The 25,475-nt window shown below is 63.6% G+C and carries 27 protein-coding genes and 2 pseudogenes; 14 read left to right on the top strand and 15 right to left on the bottom strand.

The window, feature by feature from the left end; translation table 11 throughout:
* Positions 1-50 precede the first annotated feature (50 nt).
* From LB552_RS20395 to hisB, 11 genes and pseudogenes are all read right to left on the bottom strand, one after another.
* A complete protein-coding gene (locus LB552_RS20395) occupies positions 51-1,601 on the bottom strand; it encodes a hypothetical protein (protein WP_224609763.1) in 1,551 nt (516 codons plus the stop codon).
* Positions 1,598-1,873, bottom strand: a pseudogene (locus tag LB552_RS20390) (GtrA family protein); the annotation flags it as partial. The pseudogene LB552_RS20390 and the gene LB552_RS20395, both read right to left, overlap by 4 nt.
* A 218-nt stretch (positions 1,874-2,091) precedes the next feature.
* Positions 2,092-3,051, bottom strand: a complete 960-nt coding sequence (coaA, locus tag LB552_RS20385; protein ID WP_140843531.1) for a type I pantothenate kinase — start codon at positions 3,049-3,051, stop codon at positions 2,092-2,094.
* A 72-nt stretch (positions 3,052-3,123) separates the two neighbouring features.
* Positions 3,124-3,447 carry a phosphoribosyl-ATP diphosphatase gene (locus LB552_RS20380; protein WP_095768008.1) on the bottom strand — a complete coding sequence of 108 codons (324 nt, stop codon included), beginning with the start codon at positions 3,445-3,447 and terminating at the stop codon, positions 3,124-3,126.
* A gap of 9 nt (positions 3,448-3,456) precedes the next feature.
* Complete coding sequence (gene hisF / locus LB552_RS20375) at positions 3,457-4,248, bottom strand: imidazole glycerol phosphate synthase subunit HisF (protein WP_224609759.1); 792 nt, start codon at positions 4,246-4,248, stop codon at positions 3,457-3,459.
* Positions 4,248-5,087: an arginase family protein gene (locus LB552_RS20370; RefSeq protein ID WP_224609757.1), complete on the bottom strand. Its 840-nt coding sequence runs from the start codon at positions 5,085-5,087 to the stop codon at positions 4,248-4,250. Before LB552_RS20370 ends, hisF begins: the two co-directional genes overlap by 1 nt.
* Entirely contained in the window at positions 5,084-5,830 is a 747-nt protein-coding gene (gene hisA / locus LB552_RS20365) for a 1-(5-phosphoribosyl)-5-[(5-phosphoribosylamino)methylideneamino]imidazole-4-carboxamide isomerase (protein ID WP_224609755.1), read from the bottom strand. The genes LB552_RS20370 and hisA overlap by 4 nt, the downstream gene beginning before the upstream one ends.
* 4 nt (positions 5,831-5,834) lie before the next feature.
* A complete protein-coding gene (locus LB552_RS20360; protein WP_095768012.1) occupies positions 5,835-6,125 on the bottom strand; it encodes a DUF1330 domain-containing protein in 291 nt (96 codons plus the stop codon).
* A 2-nt stretch (positions 6,126-6,127) separates the two neighbouring features.
* The gene (gene hisH / locus LB552_RS20355) at positions 6,128-6,778 is read right to left on the bottom strand and encodes an imidazole glycerol phosphate synthase subunit HisH (RefSeq protein ID WP_224609753.1); all 651 of its coding nucleotides are present in this window, start codon (positions 6,776-6,778) and stop codon (positions 6,128-6,130) included.
* 1 nt (position 6,779) lies between these two features.
* Positions 6,780-7,250, bottom strand: a complete 471-nt coding sequence (locus LB552_RS20350) for a DUF2628 domain-containing protein (RefSeq protein WP_224609751.1) — start codon at positions 7,248-7,250, stop codon at positions 6,780-6,782.
* Between the two features lie 4 nt (positions 7,251-7,254).
* Positions 7,255-7,851 (bottom strand): imidazoleglycerol-phosphate dehydratase HisB, encoded by a 597-nt coding sequence (gene hisB, locus LB552_RS20345; protein ID WP_224609749.1) that lies wholly within the window; start codon positions 7,849-7,851, stop codon positions 7,255-7,257.
* Positions 7,852-8,066: 215 nt separating this feature from the next.
* Here hisB and hslV point away from each other — a divergent pair, with 215 nt between their 5' ends.
* The 6 genes from hslV to LB552_RS20315 all read left to right on the top strand — a co-directional run bounded on the left by hslV (position 8,067) and on the right by LB552_RS20315 (position 12,763).
* Complete coding sequence (gene hslV / locus LB552_RS20340) at positions 8,067-8,618, top strand: ATP-dependent protease subunit HslV (protein ID WP_095768016.1); 552 nt, start codon at positions 8,067-8,069, stop codon at positions 8,616-8,618.
* Positions 8,619-8,680: 62 nt separating this feature from the next.
* Positions 8,681-9,205: a GNAT family N-acetyltransferase gene (locus tag LB552_RS20335; RefSeq protein ID WP_224609747.1), complete on the top strand. Its 525-nt coding sequence runs from the start codon at positions 8,681-8,683 to the stop codon at positions 9,203-9,205.
* 4 nt (positions 9,206-9,209) lie between these two features.
* A complete protein-coding gene (locus tag LB552_RS20330; protein ID WP_224546351.1) occupies positions 9,210-9,809 on the top strand; it encodes a DUF2585 domain-containing protein in 600 nt (199 codons plus the stop codon).
* 5 nt (positions 9,810-9,814) lie between these two features.
* Entirely contained in the window at positions 9,815-11,125 is a 1,311-nt protein-coding gene (gene hslU, locus LB552_RS20325) for an ATP-dependent protease ATPase subunit HslU (RefSeq protein ID WP_224525955.1), read from the top strand.
* 142 nt (positions 11,126-11,267) lie between these two features.
* Positions 11,268-12,302, top strand: a complete 1,035-nt coding sequence (locus LB552_RS20320) for a DUF1402 family protein (RefSeq protein ID WP_411966391.1) — start codon at positions 11,268-11,270, stop codon at positions 12,300-12,302.
* 173 nt (positions 12,303-12,475) lie between these two features.
* On the top strand, positions 12,476-12,763 hold the full coding sequence (locus LB552_RS20315; protein WP_224609743.1) for a GIY-YIG nuclease family protein: 288 nt from the start codon (positions 12,476-12,478) through the stop codon (positions 12,761-12,763).
* Positions 12,764-12,911: 148 nt separating this feature from the next.
* Here LB552_RS20315 and LB552_RS20310 read toward each other — a convergent pair whose 3' ends face one another.
* From LB552_RS20310 to LB552_RS20300, 3 genes are read right to left on the bottom strand one after another with little or no spacing between them, the layout of a single operon-like run.
* Positions 12,912-14,141, bottom strand: a complete 1,230-nt coding sequence (locus LB552_RS20310; RefSeq protein ID WP_224546359.1) for an NAD(P)/FAD-dependent oxidoreductase — start codon at positions 14,139-14,141, stop codon at positions 12,912-12,914.
* A 5-nt stretch (positions 14,142-14,146) separates the two neighbouring features.
* Positions 14,147-14,461, bottom strand: a complete 315-nt coding sequence (locus LB552_RS20305; RefSeq protein ID WP_140674315.1) for a MocE family 2Fe-2S type ferredoxin — start codon at positions 14,459-14,461, stop codon at positions 14,147-14,149.
* A 30-nt stretch (positions 14,462-14,491) separates the two neighbouring features.
* A complete protein-coding gene (locus LB552_RS20300) occupies positions 14,492-15,598 on the bottom strand; it encodes a fatty acid desaturase family protein (protein ID WP_224609741.1) in 1,107 nt (368 codons plus the stop codon).
* A 172-nt stretch (positions 15,599-15,770) separates the two neighbouring features.
* Here LB552_RS20300 and LB552_RS20295 point away from each other — a divergent pair, with 172 nt between their 5' ends.
* From LB552_RS20295 to LB552_RS20265, 7 genes are all read left to right on the top strand, one after another.
* A complete protein-coding gene (locus tag LB552_RS20295) occupies positions 15,771-16,802 on the top strand; it encodes a LacI family DNA-binding transcriptional regulator (RefSeq protein ID WP_224514940.1) in 1,032 nt (343 codons plus the stop codon).
* Between the two features lie 478 nt (positions 16,803-17,280).
* Positions 17,281-18,222, top strand: coding sequence for a sugar ABC transporter substrate-binding protein (locus tag LB552_RS20290; protein ID WP_224546363.1), 942 nt, complete (start codon positions 17,281-17,283; stop codon positions 18,220-18,222).
* A 181-nt stretch (positions 18,223-18,403) separates the two neighbouring features.
* The gene (locus LB552_RS20285; RefSeq protein ID WP_224546365.1) at positions 18,404-19,480 is read left to right on the top strand and encodes an ABC transporter permease; all 1,077 of its coding nucleotides are present in this window, start codon (positions 18,404-18,406) and stop codon (positions 19,478-19,480) included.
* 2 nt (positions 19,481-19,482) lie between these two features.
* Positions 19,483-20,253, top strand: coding sequence for an ATP-binding cassette domain-containing protein (locus tag LB552_RS20280; RefSeq protein ID WP_095768022.1), 771 nt, complete (start codon positions 19,483-19,485; stop codon positions 20,251-20,253).
* Between the two features lie 77 nt (positions 20,254-20,330).
* Positions 20,331-21,323: an inositol 2-dehydrogenase gene (gene iolG, locus LB552_RS20275; RefSeq protein WP_224609739.1), complete on the top strand. Its 993-nt coding sequence runs from the start codon at positions 20,331-20,333 to the stop codon at positions 21,321-21,323.
* A 302-nt stretch (positions 21,324-21,625) separates the two neighbouring features.
* Positions 21,626-22,420, top strand: a complete 795-nt coding sequence (locus LB552_RS20270; RefSeq protein WP_224609738.1) for an SDR family oxidoreductase — start codon at positions 21,626-21,628, stop codon at positions 22,418-22,420.
* A gap of 465 nt (positions 22,421-22,885) precedes the next feature.
* Positions 22,886-23,977, top strand: coding sequence for a 3-deoxy-7-phosphoheptulonate synthase (locus tag LB552_RS20265; protein ID WP_224609736.1), 1,092 nt, complete (start codon positions 22,886-22,888; stop codon positions 23,975-23,977).
* Between the two features lie 21 nt (positions 23,978-23,998).
* On the opposite strand, the pseudogene LB552_RS20260 reads toward LB552_RS20265, so the two are convergent.
* A pseudogene (locus LB552_RS20260) lies at positions 23,999-24,629 on the bottom strand (LysE family translocator).
* 126 nt (positions 24,630-24,755) lie between these two features.
* Between LB552_RS20260 and LB552_RS20255 the strand changes: the two are divergent.
* Positions 24,756-25,460: a helix-turn-helix transcriptional regulator gene (locus tag LB552_RS20255; RefSeq protein ID WP_224609734.1), complete on the top strand. Its 705-nt coding sequence runs from the start codon at positions 24,756-24,758 to the stop codon at positions 25,458-25,460.
* Positions 25,461-25,475: the final 15 nt, after the last annotated feature.

Genomic DNA, 25,475 nt, shown 5'->3' with positions numbered 1-25,475 from the left:
GCCACCGTTCAAAATTTCCTCGCGACCTCTCCCGAAAGGACGGCTGCGGATCACTCTGCCTGGGCAGTTCCTGCATTGCGCAGCAACACCTGCACTTCGTCATCCTCGGCAATCTGCTGATAGCGTCGCAGGAAGTTGGTGTAGTCTTGCCACTGGGCAAGCTCCGCATTCCAGTCCCTGTCCTTTTTCTCGACGATTATCATGGCAGGCTTCTGGGTCTCGAGTTCGGCGATCTTGCTCTCGATGTAGCGATCGGCGATCTGCCGGTAGTGGGACGCCGCCTCCTGGTCGCCGTCCCGGCTTGCGATGCCCGAAAGATAACGCGCCGATTCACCCAGCCAGTCGTTGCAATGGCGTGAAATCCATGTCCCGCCGAGCATGCGGGTAAGTGGATGGCCCCCCGAGATGTCGGCGCCGACTAGCGCGACGGTCGGCTGAGGAGCAGCGGCCTTAAGCTTGGCGACAAACTCTGCACTGAGCTTCTGTGTCTGCATGAACGGGATTGCGGCGGCGGCAATGATGACAGCCAGCAGCACCTTGCGCACCAGTTCCATTGCCGTGCCCGGCGACTTGTGTGTCGCCGGGGCAGCTTGCGCCATCCTCAGCAGGAGGGCCGCCAGAATCAGACTGAAGGCCGGAAACGCGTGATAGGGCCAGCCTTTTGCCTGGTAGATCAGCGGCACGGTCGCAGCCAGCGAAGCAAGCGTGAACACGGTGACCAGTGGCGACAAAGGCAATCCCGGTCTAAGAAAATACAGCGCGGCAAGAGCGACCACATAGATCGGCACATAGGTTTCCAGCAGCGCCTGCATCTTCTGCATCCGCATATAGGTGTCGGCCAGCATCGGATAGACGACGCTCAGGAATTCCGGATGGAAATACTGGACGGCAACGACATAGGCGAGGCAAACCAGGCCGATCGCCCAGTTCTCGACGGCGAAAAGCATCCGGATCGACCGGCGGCTCCAGGCCGCGTAGAGCGCCGGAACGAGCACGACCAGTGCATAATAGGGCTTCACCAGAACCAGCACGCTGCCGCTAAGCCCGGCAAGAACCGCCGTCAGGATACTTGGCACGCGTCCTTCGATAGGTGCCGCGCGCCACGCCGTCAGCACCAACATCGGCGAAAACAACGCGATCCCCAGTTGTTCCCGTTCGGTGAAAGCATTGCCCGGGAAGATGACAAGCAGGGCCAGGAACAGCGGCAACATTGGAAACAGAGCGCGGTTCTCGGCAAGACCGGCCTGCTTGGCGATCAGCCCGGCAAACGCCAATCCTGCCAGGCAAATCGCATAGCTGTAGGCATGAACCGCCACCTCCGGCGACATGCCGACCTTGTGCGCCAGTGCCACGACCGGCATGAACATCCAAGGCGTGAAAGGCGGATTGACTTCGAAAATATCGACATAGAGCCGTGATCCGGCAAGGATCTTCTCGCACAGGGTGATCACCCAACTCGTGTCTGGTATGACGCCCCATCGCATCTGCCAGGGAATGGCGGCCGCCAGGACCAGCAGGCAAAGGATCACGGTCCATGCCCACGTATTGCGCGCTTCGCCGATCGGCGCGTCTGCTGTCGGTCTGTCGAGCACGGCGGTCATCGGCTCTCTCCTTCGGGGCAGAGGGGGCCGTTGGCGCCTATGGGAGCGCCGAAGACAAACTTGCGTAAGACTGCGAAGTTCAGAACCGGCGCTAGAATGGAAGCCAGCGCCACCGGCGCCGATGACAGGTATCCGGCAAGATCGGTGAGAATTGCGGCCAGCCCAACGGAGAGGAGGAATCCGGCCCCGGTTGCACAGGCGAAGCGGAAGATTTCGACGCCAAGCGCACCGTCAGGCATGAACGTCACGCAGCGATGCCCGCAATAGGAAAACGCTGCTCCGGCGCTGGCGTCGAGCTTGTCGAGTTAGGCTCATCCCGCCGGACAAATAGCGGCAGCGCCGCCTCTGCATTGAAGCCCGAAATGACCAGTGAATAGACCGGGGCTCGCGTCCCGCGGCATTGCCCGCATTGATCACCGGTTGCCTCCCGACACCCGCTGGAGTTTGGCTGGCAACGCTAGTCGGGATTGCCTAAGGCGTCGTTAAGGGGTCACAATTTCCTTAACGCCACTTCCTCGATGAGGTGGTTGGTGCCCTTGCGCAGGATGAGGTCGGCCCGCGCCCTGGTCGGCAGGATGTTCTCGCGCAGGTTCTTCAGGTTGATGTTGGCCCACAGCCCCTCGGCGATGGCCCGCGCGGCATCCTCGGAGAGCTGCGAATAGCGGTGGAAGAAGGAATCCGGATTGCGGAAGGCGGTTTCGCGCAGCCGCATGAAACGCTGGATGTACCATTGATGGATCAGCTTCTCGTCGGCATCGATATAGATGGCGAAATCGAAGAAGTCGGACAGGAATGGCACGATCTTGCCGTCCTTCGGCAGCTTGCCCGGCTGCAGCACGTTGATGCCTTCGAAGATCAGTATGTCCGGCCGGTCAATGGTGACGAACTCGCCGGGGATCACGTCGTAGGTCAGGTGCGAATAGACCGGCGCCCGGACGCTGCTTTGCGCCGACTTGATGCCGGACAGGAATCTCAGCAGCGCGCCGACGTCGTAGCTCTCGGGAAACCCCTTGCGCTCCATCAGGTTCTCGCGGCGCAGAATCTCGTTGGGCAAGAGGAAGCCGTCGGTGGTGATGAGGTCGACTTTCGGGCTCGACGGCCAGCGCGCCAGAAGCTCCTTCAGCACGCGCGCCGTGGTCGACTTGCCGACCGCGACCGAGCCGGCAATGCCGATGATGAAGGGTGTCTTGACGACGTCCTGCGCGTTGAAAAAGGCCTGGCGCTGCCGAAACAGCAGCTGGCTTGCCTCGACATGGGCCGAAAGCAGCCGGGACAGCGAGAGGTAGATGCGCTTGACCTCTTCGAGGTCGACCGGGTCGTTGAGCGAGCGCAGCCGGTCGATTTCGTCCCCGGTCAGCGTCAGCGGGGTGTCGGCGCGAAACTGCGACCATTGCTCGGCGGAGAAGAATCGATAGGGGGAATACTTCTCGGTCGGAGCCAGCTGGTCCATCGGGTTTCCTGCCCTCCTAGAGCGTGCTGCCGAAAAGTGCGAAGCCGGGCGATATCATACTCTCTCTTTCGATCAGCCCTGGGGCCGGGACGCCTTTTCGGCGGTACCCGAGCGGCTGGTTCGGCCCTCAAGTTCCTTCAGCACCTCGTCAAGCGGAATGCCCGCGATGCCAAGGACGACCAGCCAATGATATATAAGATCTGCGCTTTCCGAAACGACGGCTTTCTTGTCCCCCTTGACGGCGGCAATCACCGTCTCGACGGCTTCCTCGCCGAGCTTCTGCGCCGCCTTGTCGATGCCTTTGGCGAACAGCTTCGCAGTCCATGAGTCGGCGTCGCCGGAATGGGCGCGCTGATGGATGATCGTTTCCAGCTCGGCGAGCGAAAATTGAGCCATAGCAGCGGTTTAAGTCCGATGGGCGGCCGAGTCCAGCCGCATCGGCAGGCCGGCCCTGGCCATATGCGTCTTGGCTTCGGCGATGGTGTAGGTGCCGAAATGGAAGATCGAGGCGGCAAGCACAGCGCCCGCATGGCCGTCGCGGATGCCTTCGACCAGGTGATCGAGCGTTCCGACGCCGCCCGATGCGATCACCGGCACCCGCACCGCGTCGGCAATCGCCCGGGTGAGCGCGATGTCGTAGCCGGCCTTGGTGCCGTCGCGGTCCATCGAGGTCAAAAGGATCTCGCCGGCGCCGCGCTCGACCATGCGCTGCGCGAATTCGACCGCGTCGATGCCAGTCTTCTCGCGTCCGCCATGGGTGAAGATCTCCCAGCGGTCGGTCTCGCCTTGCGCCGATACCTTCTTGGCGTCGATCGCCACGACGATGCACTGATTGCCGAACTTGTCGGCGGCTTCCGCGACGAAATCCGGGTTCTTCACAGCAGCCGTGTTGATCGACACCTTGTCAGCGCCGGCCAGGAGCAGCTTGCGGATGTCGGCCACCTGGCGCACGCCGCCGCCGACGGTGAGCGGCATGAAGCACTGCTCGGCCGTTCGGACAACCACGTCGAAGATGGTCTCGCGATTGTCGGATGAGGCGGTGATGTCGAGGAAGCAGAGCTCGTCGGCGCCAGCGGCGTCATAAGCCTTGGCGGCCTCGACCGGGTCGCCGGCATCGACGAGGTCGACGAAGTTCACGCCCTTGACCACGCGGCCGTTCTTGACGTCGAGGCAGGGGATGACGCGGGCCTTGAGCATCACTTGCGCTCCAGCGTCGAGAGCAGATCGACCACCAGCGCGCCGACCAGCGGCGGCACGTCGCCCTTGGGGTCGAAGGCCGGATCGTAGGCGGAGATGGTGAGCCCGGCGATGGCGAGCGGCCCGGCGAGGCCGCACATGGCGGTGCGCAGCTGCTCGGGAGCCGGACCGCTGGGCGTGGTGTAGCGATTGGCCTGCAGCTTCTCGGGGTCATGCACGTCAAGGTCGACATGCATGTGAACCTGGCGCGCGCCGTCGGCCTTCAGCCTTTGCGCCGCGCTCTTCCAGTCCGGGCATTCGGTCCGGATGATCGGCAGCTTTTCCAGCAGTTCCTTTTCCGCGCTGTCGAGGTCGCGCGCGTTGACCAGAACGCAGCGCGAAGGATCGAGGGGCTTGAAGCCGGGGATCTGCGCCGCTATCGATCGCCAGCACAGACCCAGCACGGTGGCCAGCGCCATGCCGTCGAGAAAGCCCGTTGTGGTGGTTTCCGGCGTGTTGAGGTCGCCATGCTGGTCGGCCCAGATGATGGCGTCGGCACCGGCACCGGCCACGGCGCCGGCGGCGGTCAGGCAGTTGCCGGCCAGCACGATCGGAAACCGCTTCCTGTCCAGCGCCATGCGGACTTCGCCTGAAACGGCGTTGCAGACGGCAAATCCGGTACCGATCTCGCGCTCGGCTTCGTCCTCGACCACCTTGCCGATGTCGCTCACCTCGACATCGTGGCCGGCGAGCTTCAGCGCCTCGGCCAGCCCGCCCGAAATCAGCGCGTCCGGGCCCTGGCCGCAGCCGCCGTGGAAATGGCCGCTGTCATAGGAGGCCAGAATGATCGAAATGTTCACGCTGTTGCCCCCGTCCGCTCGCCGCGCAGGATCGCCAGCGCCTCGGCTGGGTCGATACGTCCGTCATACAGGGCGCGGCCGGAGATCGCGCCTTCGAGTTTTTGCGCGTCGGGCATGGTCATGCGCACGATGTCGGCGATCGAGGCGAGGCCGCCGGAGGCGATCACCGGAATCGACACGGCCTCGGCGAGGTCGATGGTCGAATCCCAGTTGATGCCGGTCAGCACGCCGTCGCGGTCGATGTCGGTGTAGATGATGGCGGCGACGCCGGCGCCCTCGAATTTCTTGGCCAGCTCGATGACGCCGAGCTCGGAGGCCTCGGCCCAGCCTTCGACCGCGACCTTGCCGCCCTTGGCGTCGATGCCGACCGCTATTTTCCCGGGAAAAGCCTTGCAGGCCTCCTTGACCAGGTCGGGCTCGCGCACCGCCACGGTGCCGAGGATAACGCGCGTCAGGCCGCGATCCAGCCAATCCTCGATCTGCGGCAAGGTGCGGATGCCGCCGCCGAGCTGCACCGGGTTCTTCGTCGCCTTCAGGATGGCACCGACCGCCGCCGAATTGACGCTTTGGCCCTTGAAGGCGCCGTTGAGGTCGACGACATGCAGCCACTCGAAGCCCTGCTCCTCGAAGGCCCTGGCCTGCGCGGCGGGATCATCGTTGTAGATGGTGGCGGTGGCCATGTCGCCATGCTTCAGGCGCACGCACTTTCCGTCCTTGAGGTCGATGGCGGGAAACAGGATCATCGGTTCAGGCGCCCTCGACAATGACGAAATGGCCGGTCGAAGCGGCGAGCCGGAACTTCGAGGCATGCTGATATTCAGGCGAATGATAGCATTCGATCGCCTTGTCGTAGGACTCGAACTCCACCAGCACGTGACGGTTGCCGGTCGGCCCTTCCGGACTCTCGTAGCGTCCCGCGCGGACCGGGAACTTTGCGCCGTATTTCGCGAAGGCGACGGCATTCGCGTCGATATACTGCTTGTAGACGTCCGGATCGCGGACATCGATCATCGCCATCCAATAGCCCTTCTTGCTCATTGTCAGGGCCTCCACTTCAGGAAATTGGTGATCAAGGCCAGGCCGAGCGCCTGGCTCTTCTCGGGATGGAACTGCGTGCCGGCAAGGTTGTCGCGGGCGACGGCCGCCGTCACCGCGCCGCCATAATCGGTCGTCGCCAGCACTTCGCCGGAATTCTCCGCGTACAGATGATAGGAATGGACGAAATAGGCGTGCAGCCCCTTCGGGCCGGTCTCGATTCCGGAAAACAGTGGGTGTTTGCGTTGGAGTTCGATCGTGTTCCAGCCGATCTGCGGGATTTTCAGCGCCGGATCGGAGGGTTGGATCTCCTTGACGTCGCCCGCGATCCAGCCAAGACCTTGGGTGATGGTCTTTTCGAGGCCGCGTTGCGACATCAGCTGCATGCCGACGCAGATACCGAGGAAAGGCCGCCCCTTACGAAGCGCGGCCTCTTCCACCGCCTCCCACATCCCCGACACCGCATGCAGGCCGGCGGCGCAGTCGGCATAGGCGCCGACGCCCGGCAGCACGATGCGGTCGGCGGAACGCACGCGCTCGGCGTCGGCCGTCAGCTCGATCGTCGCGGCAAGGCCCGCTTCATGCGCGGCGCGCTCGAAGGCCTTGGTGGCCGAGCGCAGATTGCCCGAGCCGTAGTCGATGATTGCCACCCGCATGTCAGGGCCTTCCAGGCGTATGGGTCAGGCCGAGCGCCATGCCTGTCTGCGGCGGACGTGCCTGCGATGCATCCGGCACGATGCGCGGCAGAGGCTGCTCCTCGCTCTCCACGTCGGTTTCCAGCGCATGGCGCGTCTCGGCATCGCCGAGAGTGCCGGCCTCGATCACGCCCCATTCGCGCCAGCCGCGCCGCCGCAGCGAGGCGATCCGCAGGCCCTGGCCTTCGAAGCCGACATAGAGCGAGACCAGCAGCGACAGCAGCGATCCGGCCCCTTCGAGCCCGAGCCTCTCGCCGGCCACCGACAGGATCGCCATGACTATGAAGGTCAGAGCCGCCTCGATCCACATCCGGTGCCAGGCGAGCCAGAGCGGCGCGACGAGGAAACCCAGCCAGGTGAAGCTGTCGCGCACGAAAATTGCGTCCTCGGCTTTGTTGCCGGCCGGCGGCGCCATCACGACATAGATCGCCATAGGGCTATCCTTTCAGGGATCCCTTGGTGGAGGGAACCGCGTCGGGCTGGCGCGGATCGGGCTCCAGCGCTGCGCGCAACGCCCGCGCCACCGCCTTGAAGCAGGTTTCGGCGATATGATGGTTGTTGGCACCGTAATGGTTGGTCACATGCAGCGAGACGCCGGCATTCTGCGTCAGCGCCTGAAAGAATTCCCGCACCAGCTCGGTGTCGAACGTACCGATCTTCGGCGACGAAAAGCCCACATTCCAGACCAGGAACGGCCGGCCCGAGACGTCGATCGCCGCCCTGGTCAGCGTCTCGTCCATGGCAAGGTCGATCGAGGCATAGCGCATGATGCCGCGCCGCTCGCCCAGCGCCTTGCTCAGCGCCTGGCCGATCGCGATGCCGGTGTCCTCGACCGTGTGGTGGTCGTCGATATGCAGGTCGCCCTTGGCCTTGACCGTCATGTCGATCAGCGAATGCCGCGACAGCTGGTCAAGCATATGGTCGAAGAAGCCGACGCCGGTCGAAATGTCGGATTTTCCCTTGCCGTCGACATCGACGGAGACCGAAATCTCGGTTTCCTTGGTCTTGCGGCTGACTTCGGCCGAACGCGTCATCGCTTTGTCCTTGTTGCCCTGCTTGGAGGCGCCAGGGCTTGAAAACGAGAGCCTTCTATCAGCATGATCCGGCGATTGCCAGTTGCCATTCCGGCCGCTATCGGCTCGGCCTGAGGCGGTTTGCAATCGTTGGCCCTATGCATACATATGGCCGATCAAACTCACTCGTACCGCGCCAATCGCCTTTTCGAGGGATAGCGCGCATCGGAGCTCAAATGTCCAATGAACTCACCATGCACGCCACGACCATCATCAGCGTGCGCAAGGGCAACAAGGTCGTGATCGCCGGCGACGGCCAGGTCAGCCTCGGCCAGACGATCATGAAGGGCAACGCCCGCAAGGTGCGCCGCATCGGCAAGGACGGCAGCGTCATTGCCGGCTTCGCCGGCGCTACCGCCGACGCCTTCACCCTGCTCGAGCGGCTCGAAGCCAAGCTCGAGCAATACCCGGACCAGCTGACGCGCGCCTGCGTCGAGCTCGCCAAGGACTGGCGCACCGATCGCTATCTGCGCCGGCTGGAAGCCATGATGCTGGTCGCCGACAAGTCGGTCTCGCTGGCGCTGACCGGCAATGGCGACGTGCTGGAGCCCGAGCATGGCGTCATGGCCATCGGCTCCGGCGGCAATTACGCGCTGGCCGCGGCACGCGCGCTGATCGACACCGACAAGGATGCCGAGGAGATCGCCCGCAAGGCCATGCAGATCGCGTCCGACATCTGCGTCTACACCAACAACAATTTTGTCGTCGAAACGCTCGATGCCGCTTGAACATGACCCCGAACCGAAGGACCGCGAAAGCGAACGGTGGCCGCCGGTTTTCGGACAAGATCATGGTCGAACAGGAAGATAGCTATGATTTTCGACCGGTCACGGAAAAAGACCTGCCGATGATCGCCGGCTGGCTGCGCGAGCCGCATGTCGCCGCATGGTGGGACGATCCGGAAAAGGAAATCGCCGAGATCCGCGAGCATATCGATTCGGTTTCGGTGGAGCCGCTGATCGTCGAGCTCGACGGCAGGCCGATCGCCTATCTGCAGAGCTATGATCCGCATATGGAGGACGACCATCCCTATGCCGACCAGCCCTTCGGCACGCTGGGCATCGATCTCACGATCGGCCCGCCGGAGCTGGTCGGGATCGGCCATGGCTCGGCCATCCTGCGCCAGTTCGTCGGGGAGCTTTTGGAGGAAGGCGCGCCGGGCGTCATCATCGATCCGCATCCCGACAATGGCCGCGCCATCCGCGCCTATGAGAAGGCCGGCTTCAGGCCGATCGGCCGCAGGCATTCGCAATATGGGGACGTCGTGCTGATGGCCGTCGATGCGGCCGACGACGATGAAAATCTGGGGGACTGATTGAATGACTGCATCCGGAGGGGACAAGACGCTTTCGGCCTATGAAGACAGCTGGCGCATGGGCCTGCTGCTCGTTCTCGCTTTTATCATATTCCAGGCAGGCGCCTTGTACGGCATGGGCCATCCGCCGATCTGCACCTGCGGCTACGTCAAGCTCTGGCACGGCGTGGTCAACAGTTCGGAGAACTCCCAGCACATCGCCGACTGGTACACCTTCTCGCACATCATCCACGGCTTCCTTTTCTATGCGCTGGCCTGGGCGCTGTTCCCGCGCTCACCGGTGGGCTTAAGGCTCGCCTTCGCCGTACTCATCGAAGGCGGCTGGGAGATCCTGGAAAACAGCCCCTTCATCATTGACCGCTACCGTGCCGGCACCATCTCGCTCAACTATTACGGCGACTCGATCATCAACTCGGTGTCCGACACGCTGTTCATGGCGCTGGGATTTGTGATGGCGCGAAAGCTACCTATATGGGTGGTCGTGGCCCTGGCGCTCATCTTCGAGTTCGGCACGGGTTACATCATCCGGGACAATCTGACGCTCAACGTGATCATGCTGCTGCATCCGTTCGAGTTTATCAGGCAGTGGCAAAGTGGAATTTGAGTAATATGAGCACCTTTTCTCCCCGCGAAATCGTTTCGGAACTCGATCGCTTCATCATCGGCCAGAAGGACGCCAAGCGCGCCGTGGCCATTGCCTTGCGCAACCGTTGGCGCCGCCAGCAGCTGGAAGGCCAGATGCGCGAAGAGGTGATGCCGAAGAACATCCTGATGATCGGCCCGACCGGGGTCGGCAAGACCGAGATCTCGCGGCGTCTGGCGCGGCTCGCCGGCGCGCCCTTCGTCAAGGTCGAGGCCACGAAATTCACCGAGGTCGGTTATGTCGGCCGCGATGTCGAGCAGATCGTGCGCGATCTCGTCGAGGTCGCCATCGGCCTGACGCGCGAGAAGATGCGCGAGGACGTCGCCGCGCGCGCCCAGATCAACGCCGAGGAACGCGTGCTGGAAGCGCTGGTCGGCAAGACGGCGAGCCCGGCGACCCGCGACTCCTTCCGCAAGAAGCTGCGCGACGGCGAGCTCGACGACAAGGAGATCGAGATCGAGGTGGCCGACACCGGCACCGGCGGCATGCCCGGTTTCGAGATCCCCGGCATGCCGGGCGCCAATGTCGGCGTCCTCAACATCAACGACATGCTTTCGAAGGCGATGGGCGGCCGCAGGACCAAGACCCGCAAGACCACGGTGCGCGATTCCTACGCGGTGCTGGTCAACGACGAGTCCGACAAGCTGCTCGACCAGGACGAGGTGGTGCGCAGGGCGCTGGAATCGGCCGAGAATGACGGCATCGTCTTCCTCGACGAGATCGACAAGATCGCCGCCAGGAGCGACATTTCGGGCGGTCCGTCGCGCGAAGGTGTGCAGCGCGACTTGCTGCCGCTGGTCGAAGGCACCACGGTCGCGACCAAATATGGGCCGATCAAGACCGACCATATATTGTTCATCGCTTCGGGCGCCTTCCACGTCTCCAAGCCGTCCGACCTGCTGCCGGAGCTGCAGGGCCGCCTGCCCATCCGTGTCGAGCTGCGCGCGCTGGAGAAGGCGGATTTCATCCGCATCCTCACCGAGACTGAGGCGAGCCTCATCAAGCAGTATATCGCGCTGATGAAGACCGAAGGCGTCGAGCTGACCTTCACCGACGACGCCATCGATTCGCTCGCCGGCATCGCCGTCGACCTCAACGCCAGCGTCGAGAATATCGGCGCCCGGCGCCTGCAGACGGTGATGGAGCGCGTGCTGGACGAGATTTCCTACGACGCGCCTGACCGCCACGGCACGGCCGTCACCATCGACGCCGCCTATGTCGAGAAGCATGTCGGCGACCTGTCCAGAAACACCGACCTGTCGCGGTTTATTCTTTAAGTTCTATCTGGGTTTCGGGCTGGCCTTCGAGCCGGCCTGAAACGCCCGCCCAATGCCCCGATTTCGGGCTGGCTCAGGCCGGCCTGAAACGCCCTTCGAATCCAAAGTGTGGCCAAATGGAAGCATCTGGCCACCATTTTCGCTGGCAGCTCGAAGCCGTCTCTCGACTCTGCCAAGCGCTTTACCTAGTTTGCCGCGCATTCGAAGGCGGCGGCGTATGAAGAAACTTATCCTGCTTTTTCTCGGCATGGCCTTGGCGGCGGCGGTGGCAACCGCCGATGCCGCGACCATCGTGCCCCCGGGCAACCGCAACAGCGTGCAGCCGGATATTCCAGGCGCCTCCAGCCGGCGCACTCAGGCCACCAACACCACCTTCCAGGCCAAGTACCGCAAGGTCTACGCGCTGTTGCAGAACGATGCCGAGCTGCGCGGCAAGATCAGGAAGGCGGCAGCAGCCTACGGTATCGATCCCATGCATATCGTCGGCGCCATCGTCGGCGAGCATACCTACAATGTCGACGCCTACGACCGTCTGCAGACCTATTACGTGAAGGCGATCTCCTATTTGTCTAGCAAGCTCTCTTTCGCCTATCACGGCGAGGACGTTTCGGATTTCATCCATCGGCCGGAATTCGAGAAATGCGCCGGCATGGACGACAGCTACGACCTTTGGGAATGCCGCGAGCAGGTGTGGAACCGCGCCTTCCGCGGCAAGAGCGTCGGCGGCGAGGATTTCCCCAACGATCGCTTCGGCGCCACCTTCTTCCAGCCTTATTATGCCGGCCAGACCTTCGGCCTCGGCCAGTTGAACCCGCTGACTGCGTTGCAGATGAGCGACCTCGTGCACAAGGTCTCGGGCTTGCCCAGGCTCGACGTCGGCGATCCCAACGCGGTCTATAAGACTATCATGGACCCGGACCTGACGCTGCCTTACGTGGCCGCGACCATCAGGAAGTCGATTGACGCCTACCGCGGCATCGCCGGCTTCGACATCTCGAAAAATCCGGGCCTCACCGCCACGCTCTACAATGTCGGCAACCCCGAAGAGCGCGCTTATGCTCTGAAGGCCGAGAACGACAAGCGCCGCGCCGCCGGCGAGCCGGAAAGGCTGCCCGAGGAAAATTATTACGGCTGGCTGGTCAACGACAAGCTGGATGAGTTGAAGGCGCTGTTTTAGGGCGTCACATTCGCGCTGCCCCTCAAGACCCGCGACCCCATCCTTTCGTCATTCTAGGGCGGAGCAAGGAGCGAAGCGACGCGCGCAGACCCTAGAATCCATGCCGTGACATTGGCCGGAGAATGCAGCGGTCCAGAATAGCCGCCGATAACGGCGCCAGCTAAGATCGCCAGATGACCGGCTATGTCTACATGACCGCAAGCCAGAAAGGCGGCACGATCTATATCGGTGTCACCAACGACCTGGCGCGTCGGATGTCGGAGCACAAGACTGGCCAAGGCTCCAGCTTCACCAGCCGCTATGGTGTGCAGCGTTTGGTCTGGCACGAGGAGTATTTCGACATCGCCGATGCCATTCAGCGTGAGACGTCGTTGAAGCGCTGGCCACGGCGATGGAAGGTCGAGCTCATAGAGAAAGCCAACCCGGAATGGTTCGAGCTCTTTCGCGGAATTGGCTGGTGATCGTTCTGCGCCGCTGCGGTGCTCGTGCGTCACGGCATGGATTCTAGGGTCTGCGCGCGTCGCTTCGCTCCTTGCTCCGCCCTAGAATGACGAAGGATATGCCGGCAGGCAGATGAGGGGCAGCGCGACCTCCCGCGATTAGGGAAAATCACGCCGCCAGCAGCGACTTCAGCTTGACCGCTTGCGAGCCGAGCGCTTCCGGCGCCGGGCTCGCCCGCTTGGCGATCAGCATTTCCGCCAACCGGATGTCGCGCGCCACCGCATTGCCGGGGCCGATGCCGCTGGCGGCCACCAGCCTGCCATCCTCGGCCAGATGGAACAGGATGAAGGCGCCGTCGTCGAGGTCGCGCCGCACGATACTCTTGCCTTCGTCCGACAGCCCGGCGATCTGCAGGGTCAGCCCATACTGATCCGACCAGAACCACGGCACGGCGGCATGCGCCTCGCCGGCGCCCAGCATGTTCTTCGCGGCCAAGGCGCCCTGTTCCTGGGCGTTGCGCCAGGCTTCGAGGCGCACGCGCCGTCCGCCATAGACGGCGAGCGGGAACGAGCAGCAATCGCCGGCGGCGAAGATATCCGGGTCGGCGGTGCGCAAATATTCGTCCACGGCGATGCCGTTGTCGATGGCCAGCCCCGCCTCAGCGGCAAGCGCGGTCACCGGCACGGCGCCGATGCCGATCACCGCGAGATCGGCGACGATGGCCTGCCCGTCGGCCAATGTGATGCCGACCTCCGCGCCGTCATCGGCAATCGCCGCGATCCCCTGGCCGGTGCGGATCGCAACGCCCTCGGCCTCATGCGCCTTGTGGATGATCTCGGCGATCTCGGCCGGCACGCCGCGCATCAGGATGCGCGGCTGCGCCTCGATGACGGTGACGGCCGCGCCTAGCTTGCGCGCCGCGGCGGCAAGCTCGAGGCCGATGAAGCCGCCGCCGATAATGGCGACGCGGTTGCCGGCGCCGAGATGAGCGCGAATGGCCAAAGCGTCGTTGAACGTCCTGAGATAGACGCAACGCCCCCCGAGACCCGGCATCGGCAGCGTGCGCGGCACGGATCCGGTCGCCAGCAAAAGCTTTTGATATGGCAGGGAGGATCCGTCCGACAGTTGCACGACATGCGCGGCACGATCGACCGCGACGGCCCGGACGGAATGGATGTGGCGGATCGAGCGTTCGGCGAACAGCGCGTCGGTGGCGATCGCCTTGATGGCCGGCGCCTCGCCGGTCATCGCTTCCTTCGACAGCGGCGGCCGCTCGTATGGCAGATGCGGCTCATCGCCGACCAGCGTCACCGGCCCCTCGAAGCCGAGATCGCGCAGGGCGAGCGCGGCGCGCCCGCCGCATTCGCCGGCTCCGATGACCACCATTCCTCCCGTCATCAGCGTCACCCGACCTGAACAAGAACTTTGCCGGCGTCGACCTTGACCGGATAGGTCTTGAGGTTGACGCAGACCGGCGCGCCGCGCGCGTCACCGGTCTTGTAATTGAAGCGGCCGTTGTGCTTCGGGCATTCGATGATGTCGTCCATCACCAGCCCGTCGGCCAGGTGCACCTTTTCATGCGTGCACAGCCCGTCGGTCGCGAAATATTCGTCGTCGGGGCTGCGGTAGATGGCGAAGGTGCGGCCGGCATGGTCGAACCGCATCACGTCCTCTTCGTCGATGTCTCCGGCCGCGCAGGCCTCGACCCAGTCGCTCATCTCGTTCTCCGCGAAAATCGGTTGGTTACGCTACTCGGCCGCGGCCGCCACCGGATTGTCGTTGTGCAGCTCTTCCCGGTAGGGCTTCGCCGTCGGCGGCAGCGCGCGCTTGAGGAAATAATCCTCGTTGCGCAGCTGGCGCAGGAAGGCCGGGATCATCTCGCGATAGCCGGCCAGGATCGACGGCGTCGGCGCCGGCAGATCGTGCTTGATCATCTCGTGCAGCTTCGGCAGCGCGTGATAGGGCACCATCGGGAACATGTGGTGCTCCACATGGTAATTCATGTTCCAATAGATGAAGCGGCTGATCGGGTTCATGTAGACGGTGCGGCTGTTCAGCCGGTGATCGATGACGTTCTCGGCCAGCCCGCCATGCTGCAGCAGTCCGGTCATGACGTGATGCCAGGCGCCGTAGAGGCGGGGCAGGCCGATCAGCAGCGGCGGCAGCCAGGAATGCAGATAGAGCGCCGGGGCGATCGTCGCGATATAGATGGTGAGCCATATGCGGGCGACGCGGATGGCCTTCGGCTGTTCCTGTTCGGGGATGAAGGTCTTTTCCGCCGCGCTGATGACGCCAGCAGCGTTGCGCAGCATGTCGGTCATGGCATGCCAGGCATCGAGAATGCCGAAGAAGTTCAAGACGACGCGCAGCAGATCCGGCGGCCGCATGACGGCGATCTCCGGGTCGCGGCCGACGATGATGGTGTCGGTATGGTGGCGTGTATGGCTCCAGCGCCATGTCACCGGATTGCGCATGATCATGAAGCAGGCGAGCTGGTAGACGGCGTCGTTCATCCACTGGGTGCGGAAGGCGGTGCCATGGCCGCATTCGTGCCAGCGGGAATCGGTCGAGGAGCCGTAGAGCGTGCCATAGACGAAGAAGAATGGCACGCACCACCAGCTGCCCCAGAACCAGGCACCGCCCGCGCCGCTGAGGATCAGCGCGCCGAGCCAGATGATGGTGTCGCGGATCGCCGGCTGGTCGGAGCGCTGCATCAGCTCCTTCATCTGCTTGCGCGGGATCTCGGTATGGTACCACTCGGCCGCCGCCAGCCCGTTCTCGACCGCGAGCTTGGCGTCGCGGCCGGTCAGGCTGTAGTCGCGTGGCGACGCCGACGAAGACGTCATGGCAGTCATTGAGCTTCCTCCAACAGCGCCTGGCGAACGGTTTAGCAGGTCTGGGCTCGTTCATGGCCGGCTTCCACTTCACCATACCGCCGGCTCATGATAGTCTCAACATCAGGAAGATAGTTTCTATCATTTCCTATCAGAGTGAGATATGCTGAGTCGGACAAGCAATGGAGCATTCATGGCAAAGCGGCCGACCATTAGCGATCTCGCGCGCGTCTCGGGCGTCAGCGTCGCCACCGTCGACAGGGTGCTGAACAGCCGCCTGCCGGTGCGCGAGGAGACGGCGCGCCGGGTGTATGAGGCCGCCACCGAGATCGGCTACCACGCGGCGGGGCTGATCAAGCAGCGCATGCGCCAGGAATTGCCGGAATACCGGCTCGGCTTCCTGCTGCTGAGGGGCAATGACGTCTTCTATGGCGATTTTGCCAGGGAGCTCGAGCTGGCGGTTTCGCAGTCGCAACGTTTCCGTGGCACTGCCGCGATCGACTTCGCCACGTCGCTGGCGCCCGATGAGATTGCGGGCCAGATGCGCAGGCTGGCGGCCAAGTCGAGAGCCATCGCCGTTGTCGGTCCGGATCACCCGACGCTGACGGCGGTGGTGGAGGCGCTGAAGGCGAGGGGGCAGCCGGTCTTCTCCCTGCTGTCCGATTTTGCCGCCGGCATCCGCGAGGGCTATGTCGGTCTCGACAACCGCAAGGTCGGACGCAGCGCCGCATGGATGATCGCCAAGGCCGCCAGGAAGCCGGGCAAGGTGGCGCTCTTCGTCGGCAGCCACCGCTTCCATGGCCACGAGCTGCGCGAGATCGGCTTCCGCTCCTATTTCCGCGAGCACGCGCCGGATTTCACCGTGATGGAGACGCTGGTCAACCTCGAGGCGAATGACGTGACGCATGACGCCATGCTCGATCTTCTGGCGCGCCATCCCGATCTTGCCGGTTGCTATGTCGCCGGCGGCGGCATGGAAGGCGCCGTCTCGGCGCTGAGAACGGCAAACCCGGCGGTTATGCCGGTCGTCATCTGCAACGAGATCAACGCCGTCTCGCGCGCAGCACTTGCCGACAACATCCTCACCATGGTGATCTCGACGCCGCTCGCCGCGCTCTGCCGGGAACTCCTGGGGCTGATGGCTCATGCCATCGAAAGCGGCGCCGCCAATGCGCCGGGGCAGACCTTCCTGCCCTTCGATATCTATCTGCCGGAAAACATCTAGAAGCTCCGCCGCAGGAATTGTGATCGGTCGCCCGTTTGCGTTGGCAGGCGGCACGCGTTGGAGATTGGTCGAAACGCCCATCGCGTCGATTCGCTCCTTGCTTCGCCATAGAATGACGAGGTTGGGGCGGCTTCAGCCAATTCCCGGCGTTTGCAATCGGGTCGATGTGAAAGAATCCATCAGGCTGATGGATTCTTTCATGGCGATTTGCTTCGATTCGGGCTCGGGTTTCGACGATCGGGACCGAAAAACCGGCCAATCTCGTCGGAATCGCCCTTGACGTTTCCAAAACGAAATGGAATGAATATTTCACTAACTAGGCTTTTTGGTTCTTTCGTTCCGGAACGCCTGTGCGAACGGAGGAAGAGGCGTTCCAGTCGAGTTGGGACGCCGTATGGCCGCAGGGAGAGATTCCCCGGGCAAACCGGGGATTCCGGTCCAAATGGGTGCAGCCGGACACCAAGTGGAGGAGAATAAAATGAAGAAACTGCTTTTGGGCGTCACGCTTTCGGCGCTGATGTGTTCATCCGCCTTCGCCGCCAAGATCGGCGTTTCGATGGCCAAGTTCGACGACAACTTCCTGACCGTGCTGCGCAACGGCATGATCGCGCAGGCCAAGGGCATGAGCGGCGTCGAATTGCAGGTCGAGGATGCGCAGAACGACGTGGCCAAGCAGCTCGACCAGATCAAGAACTTCGCCGCCTCGGGTGTCGACGCCATTATCGTCAATCCGGTCGATACCTCGGCCACCCAGGCAATGTCGGACGCGGCCGCCGCGGCCAAGGTCCCGCTGGTCTATGTCAACCGCCAGCCGGTCAATGTCGACTCGCTGCCGGACAACCAGGCTTTCGTCGCGTCGAACGAGGCGGAATCCGGCACCCTCGAGACCAAGGAAGCCTGCCGCCTGTTCAAGGAAGCCGGCAAGAAGGAAGCCAATGTCTACGTGATCATGGGCGAGCTCTCGAACCAGGCCGCGGTGCAGCGCACGAAGGACATCGAGGAAGTCATCGCCACGCCGGACTGCAGCTTCATCAAGATCATCGACAAGCAGACCTCGAACTGGGATCGTGACCAGGCGCAGAACCTGATGACCAACTGGTTGTCGTCGGGCAAGGCGTTCGATGGCGTCATCGCCAACAACGACGAAAGCGCCATCGGCGCCATCCAGGCGATGAAGGCCGCCAACATCGACATGAAGTCGGTGGTCGTCGGCGGCGTCGACGCCACCCAGGACGCGTTGGCCGCGATGCAGGCAGGCGACCTCGACGTGACGGTCTTCCAGGACGCTGCCGGCCAGGGCGCCGGTGCGCTCGATGCGGCGCTGAAGCTCGCCAAGGGCGAAAAGGTGGAACACAAAGTCTATATCCCGTTCCAGCTCGTCACTCCGGCGAACATCGACAAGTTCTTGAAGAAGAACTGAGGCGCGCCGGCGCAATTCCAGGAACGATTTTCGGTACGGAATTGCGTGAAGACAAACCGCGGGGTGGTGCCGCGACGCATCGGCCTGGCTGAAATCGGCTGCTGGCGAAGCGGCGCCGCTCTGTTCCTCTCCCGCCCGACAGGGCGGGAGAACGGGGCGCGGTCATTCGGAGGAAGAAGACGTGTCACAGACATCGCATGGCATTGGCGGGTTGAGCTATGACGCCAAGAAGCGTCCATGGCCGGCCGAGTTCAACGTGTTCCTGGCGCTGGTCATCCTCGTCGTCGCCTTCGAGCTGATCGGCCGCATCTTCCTCGGCGACAGCTTCCTGTTCAACACGCGCGAGAATGTGTCGGGCCTTTTCAACGAGCAGCGCCTGCAGATCATCATCCTGCAGGTCTCGATCGTCGGCATCATCGCCATCGGCGTCACCCAGGTGATCATCTGCGGCGGCATTGACCTGTCCTCGGGCTCCATCGTCGGCGCCACCGCCATGATCGCCATGAGCTTCGCGCAGGTTGCGACCGTCAACGGCAATCCCAATCCCAAGGCGATGTTCATCGACTATGGCTGGACCGACCTGCCGGTCATCGTGCCGGTGCTGGTCGCGATCGGCTGCGGACTGATCGCCGGCCTGATCAACGGCCTGTTGATCGCCTATACCCGCATTCCGCCGTTCATCGCCACGCTCGGCATGATGGTTACCGCCCGCGGCATCGCCAAATGGTGGTCGAAGGGCCAGCCGATCTCGTTCCCGACCGACAGCTTCGCGGCCATCGGCAAGGGCCTGATGCCTGTCGTCATCTTCATCTCGCTGGCGCTCCTGTTCCAGCTCATCCTGAGCTATACGAAATACGGCAAGCATTGCTATGCGATCGGCTCCAATGAGGATGCCGCGCGCATGTCGGGCATCAAGATTGCCAACCACAAGGTACTGGTCTATGCCATTGCCGGCATCCTGGCCGCCCTCGCCGCCGTGGTGCTGTCGTCCAAGAATCTCACCGCCCAGGCCGGCATGGGCGTCATGTACGAGCTCGACGCCATCGCCATGGCGGTCATCGGCGGCGTCTCGCTGTCGGGAGGCCGCGGCTCGATCATCGGCACCGTCATCGGCTCGCTGATCTTCGGCGTCATCATTTCCGGCTTCACCTTCCTGCGCCTCGACGCCTATTATCAGGAGATGGTCAAGGGCGTGATCATCGTCGGCGCGGTCGTTCTCGATCAATGGCGCCAGCGCCGCCGCGCGATAGGAGCTTGACCATGTCCGACATCGTTCTGAAGACCGAAAACCTCACCAAGCATTATGGCGGCGTGCACGCCTTGCAGGAGGCAAATTTCGAGCTGCGCAAGGGCGAGCATGTCGCCATCATGGGCGACAACGGCGCCGGCAAGTCGACCTTCGTGCGTCAGATCACCGGCGTCGAGCAGCGCACCGACGGCAAGATCTGGTTCGACGGCAAGGAGGTGAACTTTGCCGGCCCGATCGAGGCGCGCGAGGCGGGCATCGAGACCGTGTTCCAGAACCTTGCGCTGGCCGACGATCTCGACGTGCCGTCGAACCTGTTCCTCGGCCGCGAGAAGGTGCTCTTCAACCTCGGGCCGTTCTCGATTCTGGACCGCAAGGCGATGCGCAAGGCGACCGAGGCAGCGCTTGTCCGCACGGCGGTGAAGATCCCGAACCTGTCCAGCACCATCCGCCACATGTCGGGCGGCCAGCGCCAATGCGTCGCGATCGCCAGGACCGCGACCTTCGCCTCCAAGCTGATCATCATGGACGAGCCGACGGCGGCGCTCGGCGTGCAGGAAACCGCGCAGGTCGAAAACATCATCCGTACGCTGAAGGAAAACGGCGAGCCACTGATCCTGGTCAGCCACAACATGCGCCAGGTGTTCGACCTGGTCGACCGCATCGTCGTCTTCCGCCGCGGCCGCATCGTCGCCAATTTGCGCAAGCAGGACACCGACGGCAACGACATCGTCGCCTACATAACCGGCGCCAAGACCGGACAGGCGGAACTGCAGGCCGCCTGACGGACGCCGCGACGGGATCAACCAATCATCCGCGCCGGCGCGCGGACAGCTTTCTGAACCATCTCGAAGGATATTCCATGACTCTCCGCTTCGCTCTTCTCGGCGCCGGTCGTATCGGCAAAGTGCATGCCCGCGCCGTCGGCTCAAATCCGCAGGCAAAACTGGTTGCCGTGGCGGATGCCTTCGAGAAAGCGGCGACTGAGCTCGCCTCCGCCTACGGCGCCGAAGTCCGCACGATCGATGCCATCGAGCAGGCCAAGGACATCGACGCCGTCATCATCTGCACCCCGACCGACACCCATGCCGATCTGATCGAGCGCTTCGCCAAGGCCGGCAAGGCGATCTTCTGCGAGAAGCCGATCGATCTCTCCGTCGAGCGGGTCGAAAAATGCCTGGCCGTTGTCGAGATGACTAAGGCCACGCTGATGGTCGGCTTCAACCGCCGCTTCGACCCGCATTTCGCCGCCGTGCGCAAGGCGATCGACGACGGCGCCATCGGCACCGTCGAGATGGTCACCATCACCTCGCGCGATCCGGGCGCCCCGCCGCTCGATTACATCGCCCGCTCCGGCGGCATTTTCCGCGACATGACCATCCACGACTTCGACATGGCGCGCTTTCTGCTCGGCGAGGAGCCGGTTGCGGTGAGCGCGCACGCTTCAGTGCTGGTCGACAAGAAAATCGGCGAAGCCGGCGATTTCGATTCGGTCAGCGTCATCCTCGAGACCGCCTCCGGCAAGCAGGCCGTCATCTCCAATTCGCGCCGCGCCACCTATGGCTACGACCAGCGCATCGAGGTGCATGGCTCCAAGGGCATGGTCGCGGCCGAGAACCAGCGGCCGGTGTCGATCGAGCTCGCCAACGACAAGGGCTACACCCGTCCGCCGCTGCATGATTTCTTCATGACCCGCTACATCGAAGCCTATGCCAACGAGATCGCGGCCTTCATCGCCGCGGCAACTGCCGGCAAGAAGGCGGCGCCGAGCGGGAAGGACGGGCTGATCGCGCTGAAGCTGGCCGACGCGGCTTTGCAGTCGGCCAAGACGGGCAAGACCATCCGCGTCGATTGACTTAATGAGGCAGGTATTTCGATGGCGGTCGGATTGTTCGTCTCCAGCTCTTGGCGATTAGCCGGAACGCTTATCACGTCGTCATCCACGGGCGGAGCAAGGAGCGAAGCGACGCGGCGAAGACCCGAGGATCCATTCCGTGACGTTGAGGCGTTGCTTCGGTGCAGAATTCTGCGGCGCGGCACTCTTCGCGCGAGGTCACGGAATGGATTCCAGGGTCTTCGCGACGGAGCTTTGCTCCTGCTTCGCCCTGGAATGACGAATCTCGCAACACCATCGAAACGTAACCAAGGAGCAGAGCGATGAACGGTTTGGCCGGTCGCAATTCAGAAACGCGCGCCATCGTCACCGGCGGCGCGCAGGGCATCGGCTTCGCGGTTGCGGAAGCGCTTGCCGATGAGGGCTGCCGCGCGCTGGCGCTGATCGGCCGCTCGCAGGAAAAGGGCGACAGAGCGGTCGCGGCGCTGAAGAAGAACGGCGTCGACGCCATCTTCATCAGCGCCGATGTCGCCAAGGTTGCGGACTGCAAGCGCGCCGTGGAGACCGCGATCAAGCATTTCGGAACGCTGAACGCGCTGGTCAACGCCGCCGCCACTTCCGCGCGGGGGTCGCTGGTGGAGACCACCGAGGAACTCTTCGACCAGATCTTCGGCACCAATGTGCGCGGCCCCTTCTTCCTGATGCAGGGCCTTGTCGCGCATCTCCTGGAGCGCAAGGCTCCGGGCTCGATCGTCAACGTGCTGTCGATGTCGGCGCATGCCGGCCAGTCCTTCCTGACGCCCTATTCGACCAGCAAGGGCGCGCTGATGACGCTGACCAAGAACGTCGCGAGCGCTTATCGGCGGAACCGCATCCGCTGCAATGCGGTGCTGCCGGGATGGATGGACACCGAGGGCGAGGCGATCGTGCAGAAGAAATGGCACGGAGCGTCGGATGACTGGTTGGAGAAGGCCGAGGCCGCGCAGCCCATGGGCCAGCTGGTCAAGCCCGCGCAGCTTGCCCGGCTGATCACCTACATGCTGAGCCCGCAGGCGGGCGTCATGACCGGCTCGCTGGTCGACTATGATCAGAATATCGCCGGCGTGGTCGGGGAGTAGTCGCAGGGGAGCCTGGCGGCGACGCAGGTCACTTCGTCATCCACGGGCGGAGCAAGGAGCGAAGCGACGCGGCGCAGACCCGAGGATCCATGCCGCGACTCCGGAGCGTTGCTGCGGTCCAGAATTATGCATCGCCGCGCTCTTCGGCCAAGGTAACGGCATGGATTCCAGGGTCTTCGCGACGGAGCTTCGCTCCTGCTTCGCCCTGGAATGACGAAATCGCGAAGGTTCGGCCCCACCCGAAATTGCCAGCCTCAACAGGCACGTGACAAACGCCCACGCATCGATTATATCAGCCGCATGATCCACCTGACCGCCTCGTTTTGGTACTTTTATTTCAGCTCGCTGGCGGCGGGAGGATTGCGCTCGATCTGAAAACTCCAGATCAAAAAATCCGACAAGCCGCCAGACCTGGCGGCTTTTTTGTTTCAGCCGGCGGGTCTCCTAAACCAGGAGCAGAAAGCCGTGTTGACCACCACAGACGACCTTCGGGTCACCGAAATCAGAGCCTTGAGCACGCCGGACGAGGTGATGCGCGAGATACCGCGCTCGCTCACCGCGACGCGCACCGTCGCTGCCTCGCGCAACGCCATCCATTCGATCCTCTCGGGGGCCGACGATCGACTGCTTGTCATCGTCGGCCCATGTTCCATCCACGATCCGGTCGCGGCCGTTGACTATGCCAGCCGTCTGGCGGCGCTGCGCGAGGCCCTGGCCGACCGGCTCGAGATCGTCATGCGCGTCTATTTTGAAAAGCCGCGCACCACGGTCGGCTGGAAGGGCCTGATCAACGATCCCGACCTCGACGGCAGCTTCAACATCGAAAAGGGGCTGCGCATGGCGCGCAACGTTCTGTCGGCCGTCAACAATCTCGGCCTGCCGGCGGCGACCGAGTTCCTCGACATGACCATCCCGCAATACATCGCCGACCTCGTCGCCTGGGGCGCCATCGGCGCCCGCACCGCCGAAAGCCAGATCCATCGCGAGCTGGCCTCGGGCCTGTCCTGCCCGGTCGGCTTCAAGAACGGCACCGACGGCAATCTCAGGATCGCCGGCGAGGCGGTGAAGTCCGCCGCCCAGCCGCATCATTTCATGGCGGTGACCAAGGGCGGCCGCAGCGCCATCGCAGCGACCATCGGCAACGAGGATTGCCATGTCATCCTGCGTGGCGGCATCGCGCCGAACTATGATGCCGCAAGCGTCGAGGCCGCCGCGGCCGAGCTCGTCCGCATCGGCGTCGCGCCGCGGCTGATGATCGACGTCAGCCACGCCAACAGCGCCAAGAAGCCGGAGAACCAGCCGAAGGTCGCGCATGACGTGGCGGGCCAGGTTGCCGCGGGCGACGAGCGCATCATCGGCGTCATGATCGAGAGCAATCTCGTCGCCGGCCGGCAGGACGTCGTGCCCGGCAAGCCGCTGGTCTACGGCCAGAGCATCACCGACGGCTGCATCGACTGGGCTACCACGGAAACGGTGCTGCACGGCCTCGCCGGCGCGGTCGAATGGCGCCGGTCGGTGAAGCGCGAGATGCTTGCTAGCCGGCAGGGCGCGGCTTGAGCGAAATGGAGAGGGCGGCGATCACGCCGCCCTCAAACCTTCCCAGGGCGTGAATATCGAAACGGCAAACAGCAGCAGCCCTGCCATGCGCCCGGCGAGAACGGTCGCGCGGGGATTGGCCACAAGCATCTGCCTGCTGCGCCCCGCCGTGACGGCGAGCCCGCCATAGATCGCGGCTTGCGTGGCGACCGTCAGCAATCCCATGATCGTCGCCTGCATCCAGATCGGACCGTAAGCCGGCTTCAGGAATTGCGGATAGACGGCAAGGATGATAGGCCTTCGGATTGATCAGGCAGGTGACCAGGCCCTGGCGAAACGCCTTCCAGGCCGAGCGGCTCCCGGTTGGTCCGTTGTCGCCGACGATGATCGAGCTGCGCATCAGCGACATGCCGATATAGGCCATGTAGGCGGCGCCGGCGATCAGCAGCGGCGTGAACAGGATCGGCACGAAATGCATGAGCAGGCCGACGCCGATCGCCCCGTTCAGCGTATGCACTGCACCGCCCAGCATGATGCCGGCAGTCGCGGCCAGGCCCCTGTTGCTGCCGCCGGTCAGCGCATTGGCCAGCACGAACAGCATGTCCATGCCCGGAACGGCGATGATGCCGAACACAAGCACTAAGAACAGCCAGAGATTTTCGCCATAGCTCATGTCAGTTGCCTGTCGCATTATCCGCCTGCACGCAAAGGAATCCGCTGATTTTCAAGCGGGTAGGCGGCCCTATAAGGCATTCCAACTGACGGGGATGTGTCAGTTGCATTTCAGCCGGGTGAGAAAATGCGCAAGGCCTCGCGCCTGTTCGAGATCATCCAGATCCTGCGGCTGGCCAGGAAGCCGGTAACGGCGGCGACGATCGCCGAGCGGCTGGAAGTGACCGTACGCTCGGTCTATCGCGACATCGCGGCCCTGCAGGCGATGCGCGTGCCCATCGAGGGAGGGCGCGGCATCGGCTACATCTTGCGACCAGGCTTCGACCTGCCGCCGCTGATGTTTTCCATCGAGGAGATGGAAGCGATCGTCCTGTCGCTGGCGCTGCTGGAGCGCACGGGCGACGACGAACTCAAGCAGGCTGCGAAACGCGTCGGCGCCAAGATCGCCGGCGCCGTGCCGCAGCCTTTGCGGCAGACGCTCGACGCCAACGCCCTCCATGCCTGGGGCTTTGCAGCACCCTCCGCGTCGGCCGTCGACCTCGCTTTGGTCCGCCGCGCCATCCGCGACGAGGAGAAACTCAGCCTCTCTTATCGCGACGAGGCGGGACGGCCGACCGGCCGCATCATTCGCCCGGTCGCCCTGATCTACTATGCCGAAACCGCCAACATCGTCGCCTGGTGCGAGTTGCGGCAGGCCATCCGCAATTTCCGCAGCGACCGCATCGAGGATTGCCGGGCGGCCGGCCAATGGTTCAAGGGCGAAGGCGACCGGCTGCGGCAGGTGTGGGTCGACGGCTGGGAGATCAATGCCCCGGCGGCCGCCGGCAACTGACGCGTTGCCGCCTTA

Origin of the sequence: Mesorhizobium sp. CA7 (assembly GCF_020165015.1) — a bacterium.
Classification (GTDB): domain Bacteria; phylum Pseudomonadota; class Alphaproteobacteria; order Rhizobiales; family Rhizobiaceae; genus Mesorhizobium.
This window is presented reverse-complemented; position numbering and strand designations above follow the sequence as displayed.

Excerpts from the sequence above, each read along its gene's own strand:
- LB552_RS20395 (WP_224609763.1), bottom strand. The coding sequence starts at position 1,601 with ATGACCGCCGTGCTCGACAGACCGACAGCAGACGCGCCGATCGGCGAA.
- coaA (WP_140843531.1), bottom strand. The coding sequence starts at position 3,051 with ATGGACCAGCTGGCTCCGACCGAGAAGTATTCCCCCTATCGATTCTTC.
- LB552_RS20380 (WP_095768008.1), bottom strand. The coding sequence starts at position 3,447 with ATGGCTCAATTTTCGCTCGCCGAGCTGGAAACGATCATCCATCAGCGC.
- hisF (WP_224609759.1), bottom strand. The coding sequence starts at position 4,248 with ATGCTCAAGGCCCGCGTCATCCCCTGCCTCGACGTCAAGAACGGCCGC.
- hisA (WP_224609755.1), bottom strand. The coding sequence starts at position 5,830 with ATGATCCTGTTTCCCGCCATCGACCTCAAGGACGGAAAGTGCGTGCGC.
- LB552_RS20360 (WP_095768012.1), bottom strand. The coding sequence starts at position 6,125 with ATGAGCAAGAAGGGCTATTGGATGGCGATGATCGATGTCCGCGATCCG.
- hisH (WP_224609753.1), bottom strand. The coding sequence starts at position 6,778 with ATGCGGGTGGCAATCATCGACTACGGCTCGGGCAATCTGCGCTCGGCC.
- LB552_RS20350 (WP_224609751.1), bottom strand. The coding sequence starts at position 7,250 with ATGGCGATCTATGTCGTGATGGCGCCGCCGGCCGGCAACAAAGCCGAG.
- hisB (WP_224609749.1), bottom strand. The coding sequence starts at position 7,851 with ATGACGCGTTCGGCCGAAGTCAGCCGCAAGACCAAGGAAACCGAGATT.
- hslV (WP_095768016.1), top strand. The coding sequence starts at position 8,067 with ATGTCCAATGAACTCACCATGCACGCCACGACCATCATCAGCGTGCGC.
- LB552_RS20335 (WP_224609747.1), top strand. The coding sequence starts at position 8,681 with ATGGTCGAACAGGAAGATAGCTATGATTTTCGACCGGTCACGGAAAAA.
- LB552_RS20330 (WP_224546351.1), top strand. The coding sequence starts at position 9,210 with ATGACTGCATCCGGAGGGGACAAGACGCTTTCGGCCTATGAAGACAGC.
- hslU (WP_224525955.1), top strand. The coding sequence starts at position 9,815 with ATGAGCACCTTTTCTCCCCGCGAAATCGTTTCGGAACTCGATCGCTTC.
- LB552_RS20315 (WP_224609743.1), top strand. The coding sequence starts at position 12,476 with ATGACCGGCTATGTCTACATGACCGCAAGCCAGAAAGGCGGCACGATC.
- LB552_RS20310 (WP_224546359.1), bottom strand. The coding sequence starts at position 14,141 with ATGACGGGAGGAATGGTGGTCATCGGAGCCGGCGAATGCGGCGGGCGC.
- LB552_RS20305 (WP_140674315.1), bottom strand. The coding sequence starts at position 14,461 with ATGAGCGACTGGGTCGAGGCCTGCGCGGCCGGAGACATCGACGAAGAG.
- LB552_RS20300 (WP_224609741.1), bottom strand. The coding sequence starts at position 15,598 with ATGACTGCCATGACGTCTTCGTCGGCGTCGCCACGCGACTACAGCCTG.
- LB552_RS20295 (WP_224514940.1), top strand. The coding sequence starts at position 15,771 with ATGGCAAAGCGGCCGACCATTAGCGATCTCGCGCGCGTCTCGGGCGTC.
- LB552_RS20290 (WP_224546363.1), top strand. The coding sequence starts at position 17,281 with ATGAAGAAACTGCTTTTGGGCGTCACGCTTTCGGCGCTGATGTGTTCA.
- LB552_RS20280 (WP_095768022.1), top strand. The coding sequence starts at position 19,483 with ATGTCCGACATCGTTCTGAAGACCGAAAACCTCACCAAGCATTATGGC.
- iolG (WP_224609739.1), top strand. The coding sequence starts at position 20,331 with ATGACTCTCCGCTTCGCTCTTCTCGGCGCCGGTCGTATCGGCAAAGTG.
- LB552_RS20270 (WP_224609738.1), top strand. The coding sequence starts at position 21,626 with ATGAACGGTTTGGCCGGTCGCAATTCAGAAACGCGCGCCATCGTCACC.
- LB552_RS20255 (WP_224609734.1), top strand. The coding sequence starts at position 24,756 with ATGCGCAAGGCCTCGCGCCTGTTCGAGATCATCCAGATCCTGCGGCTG.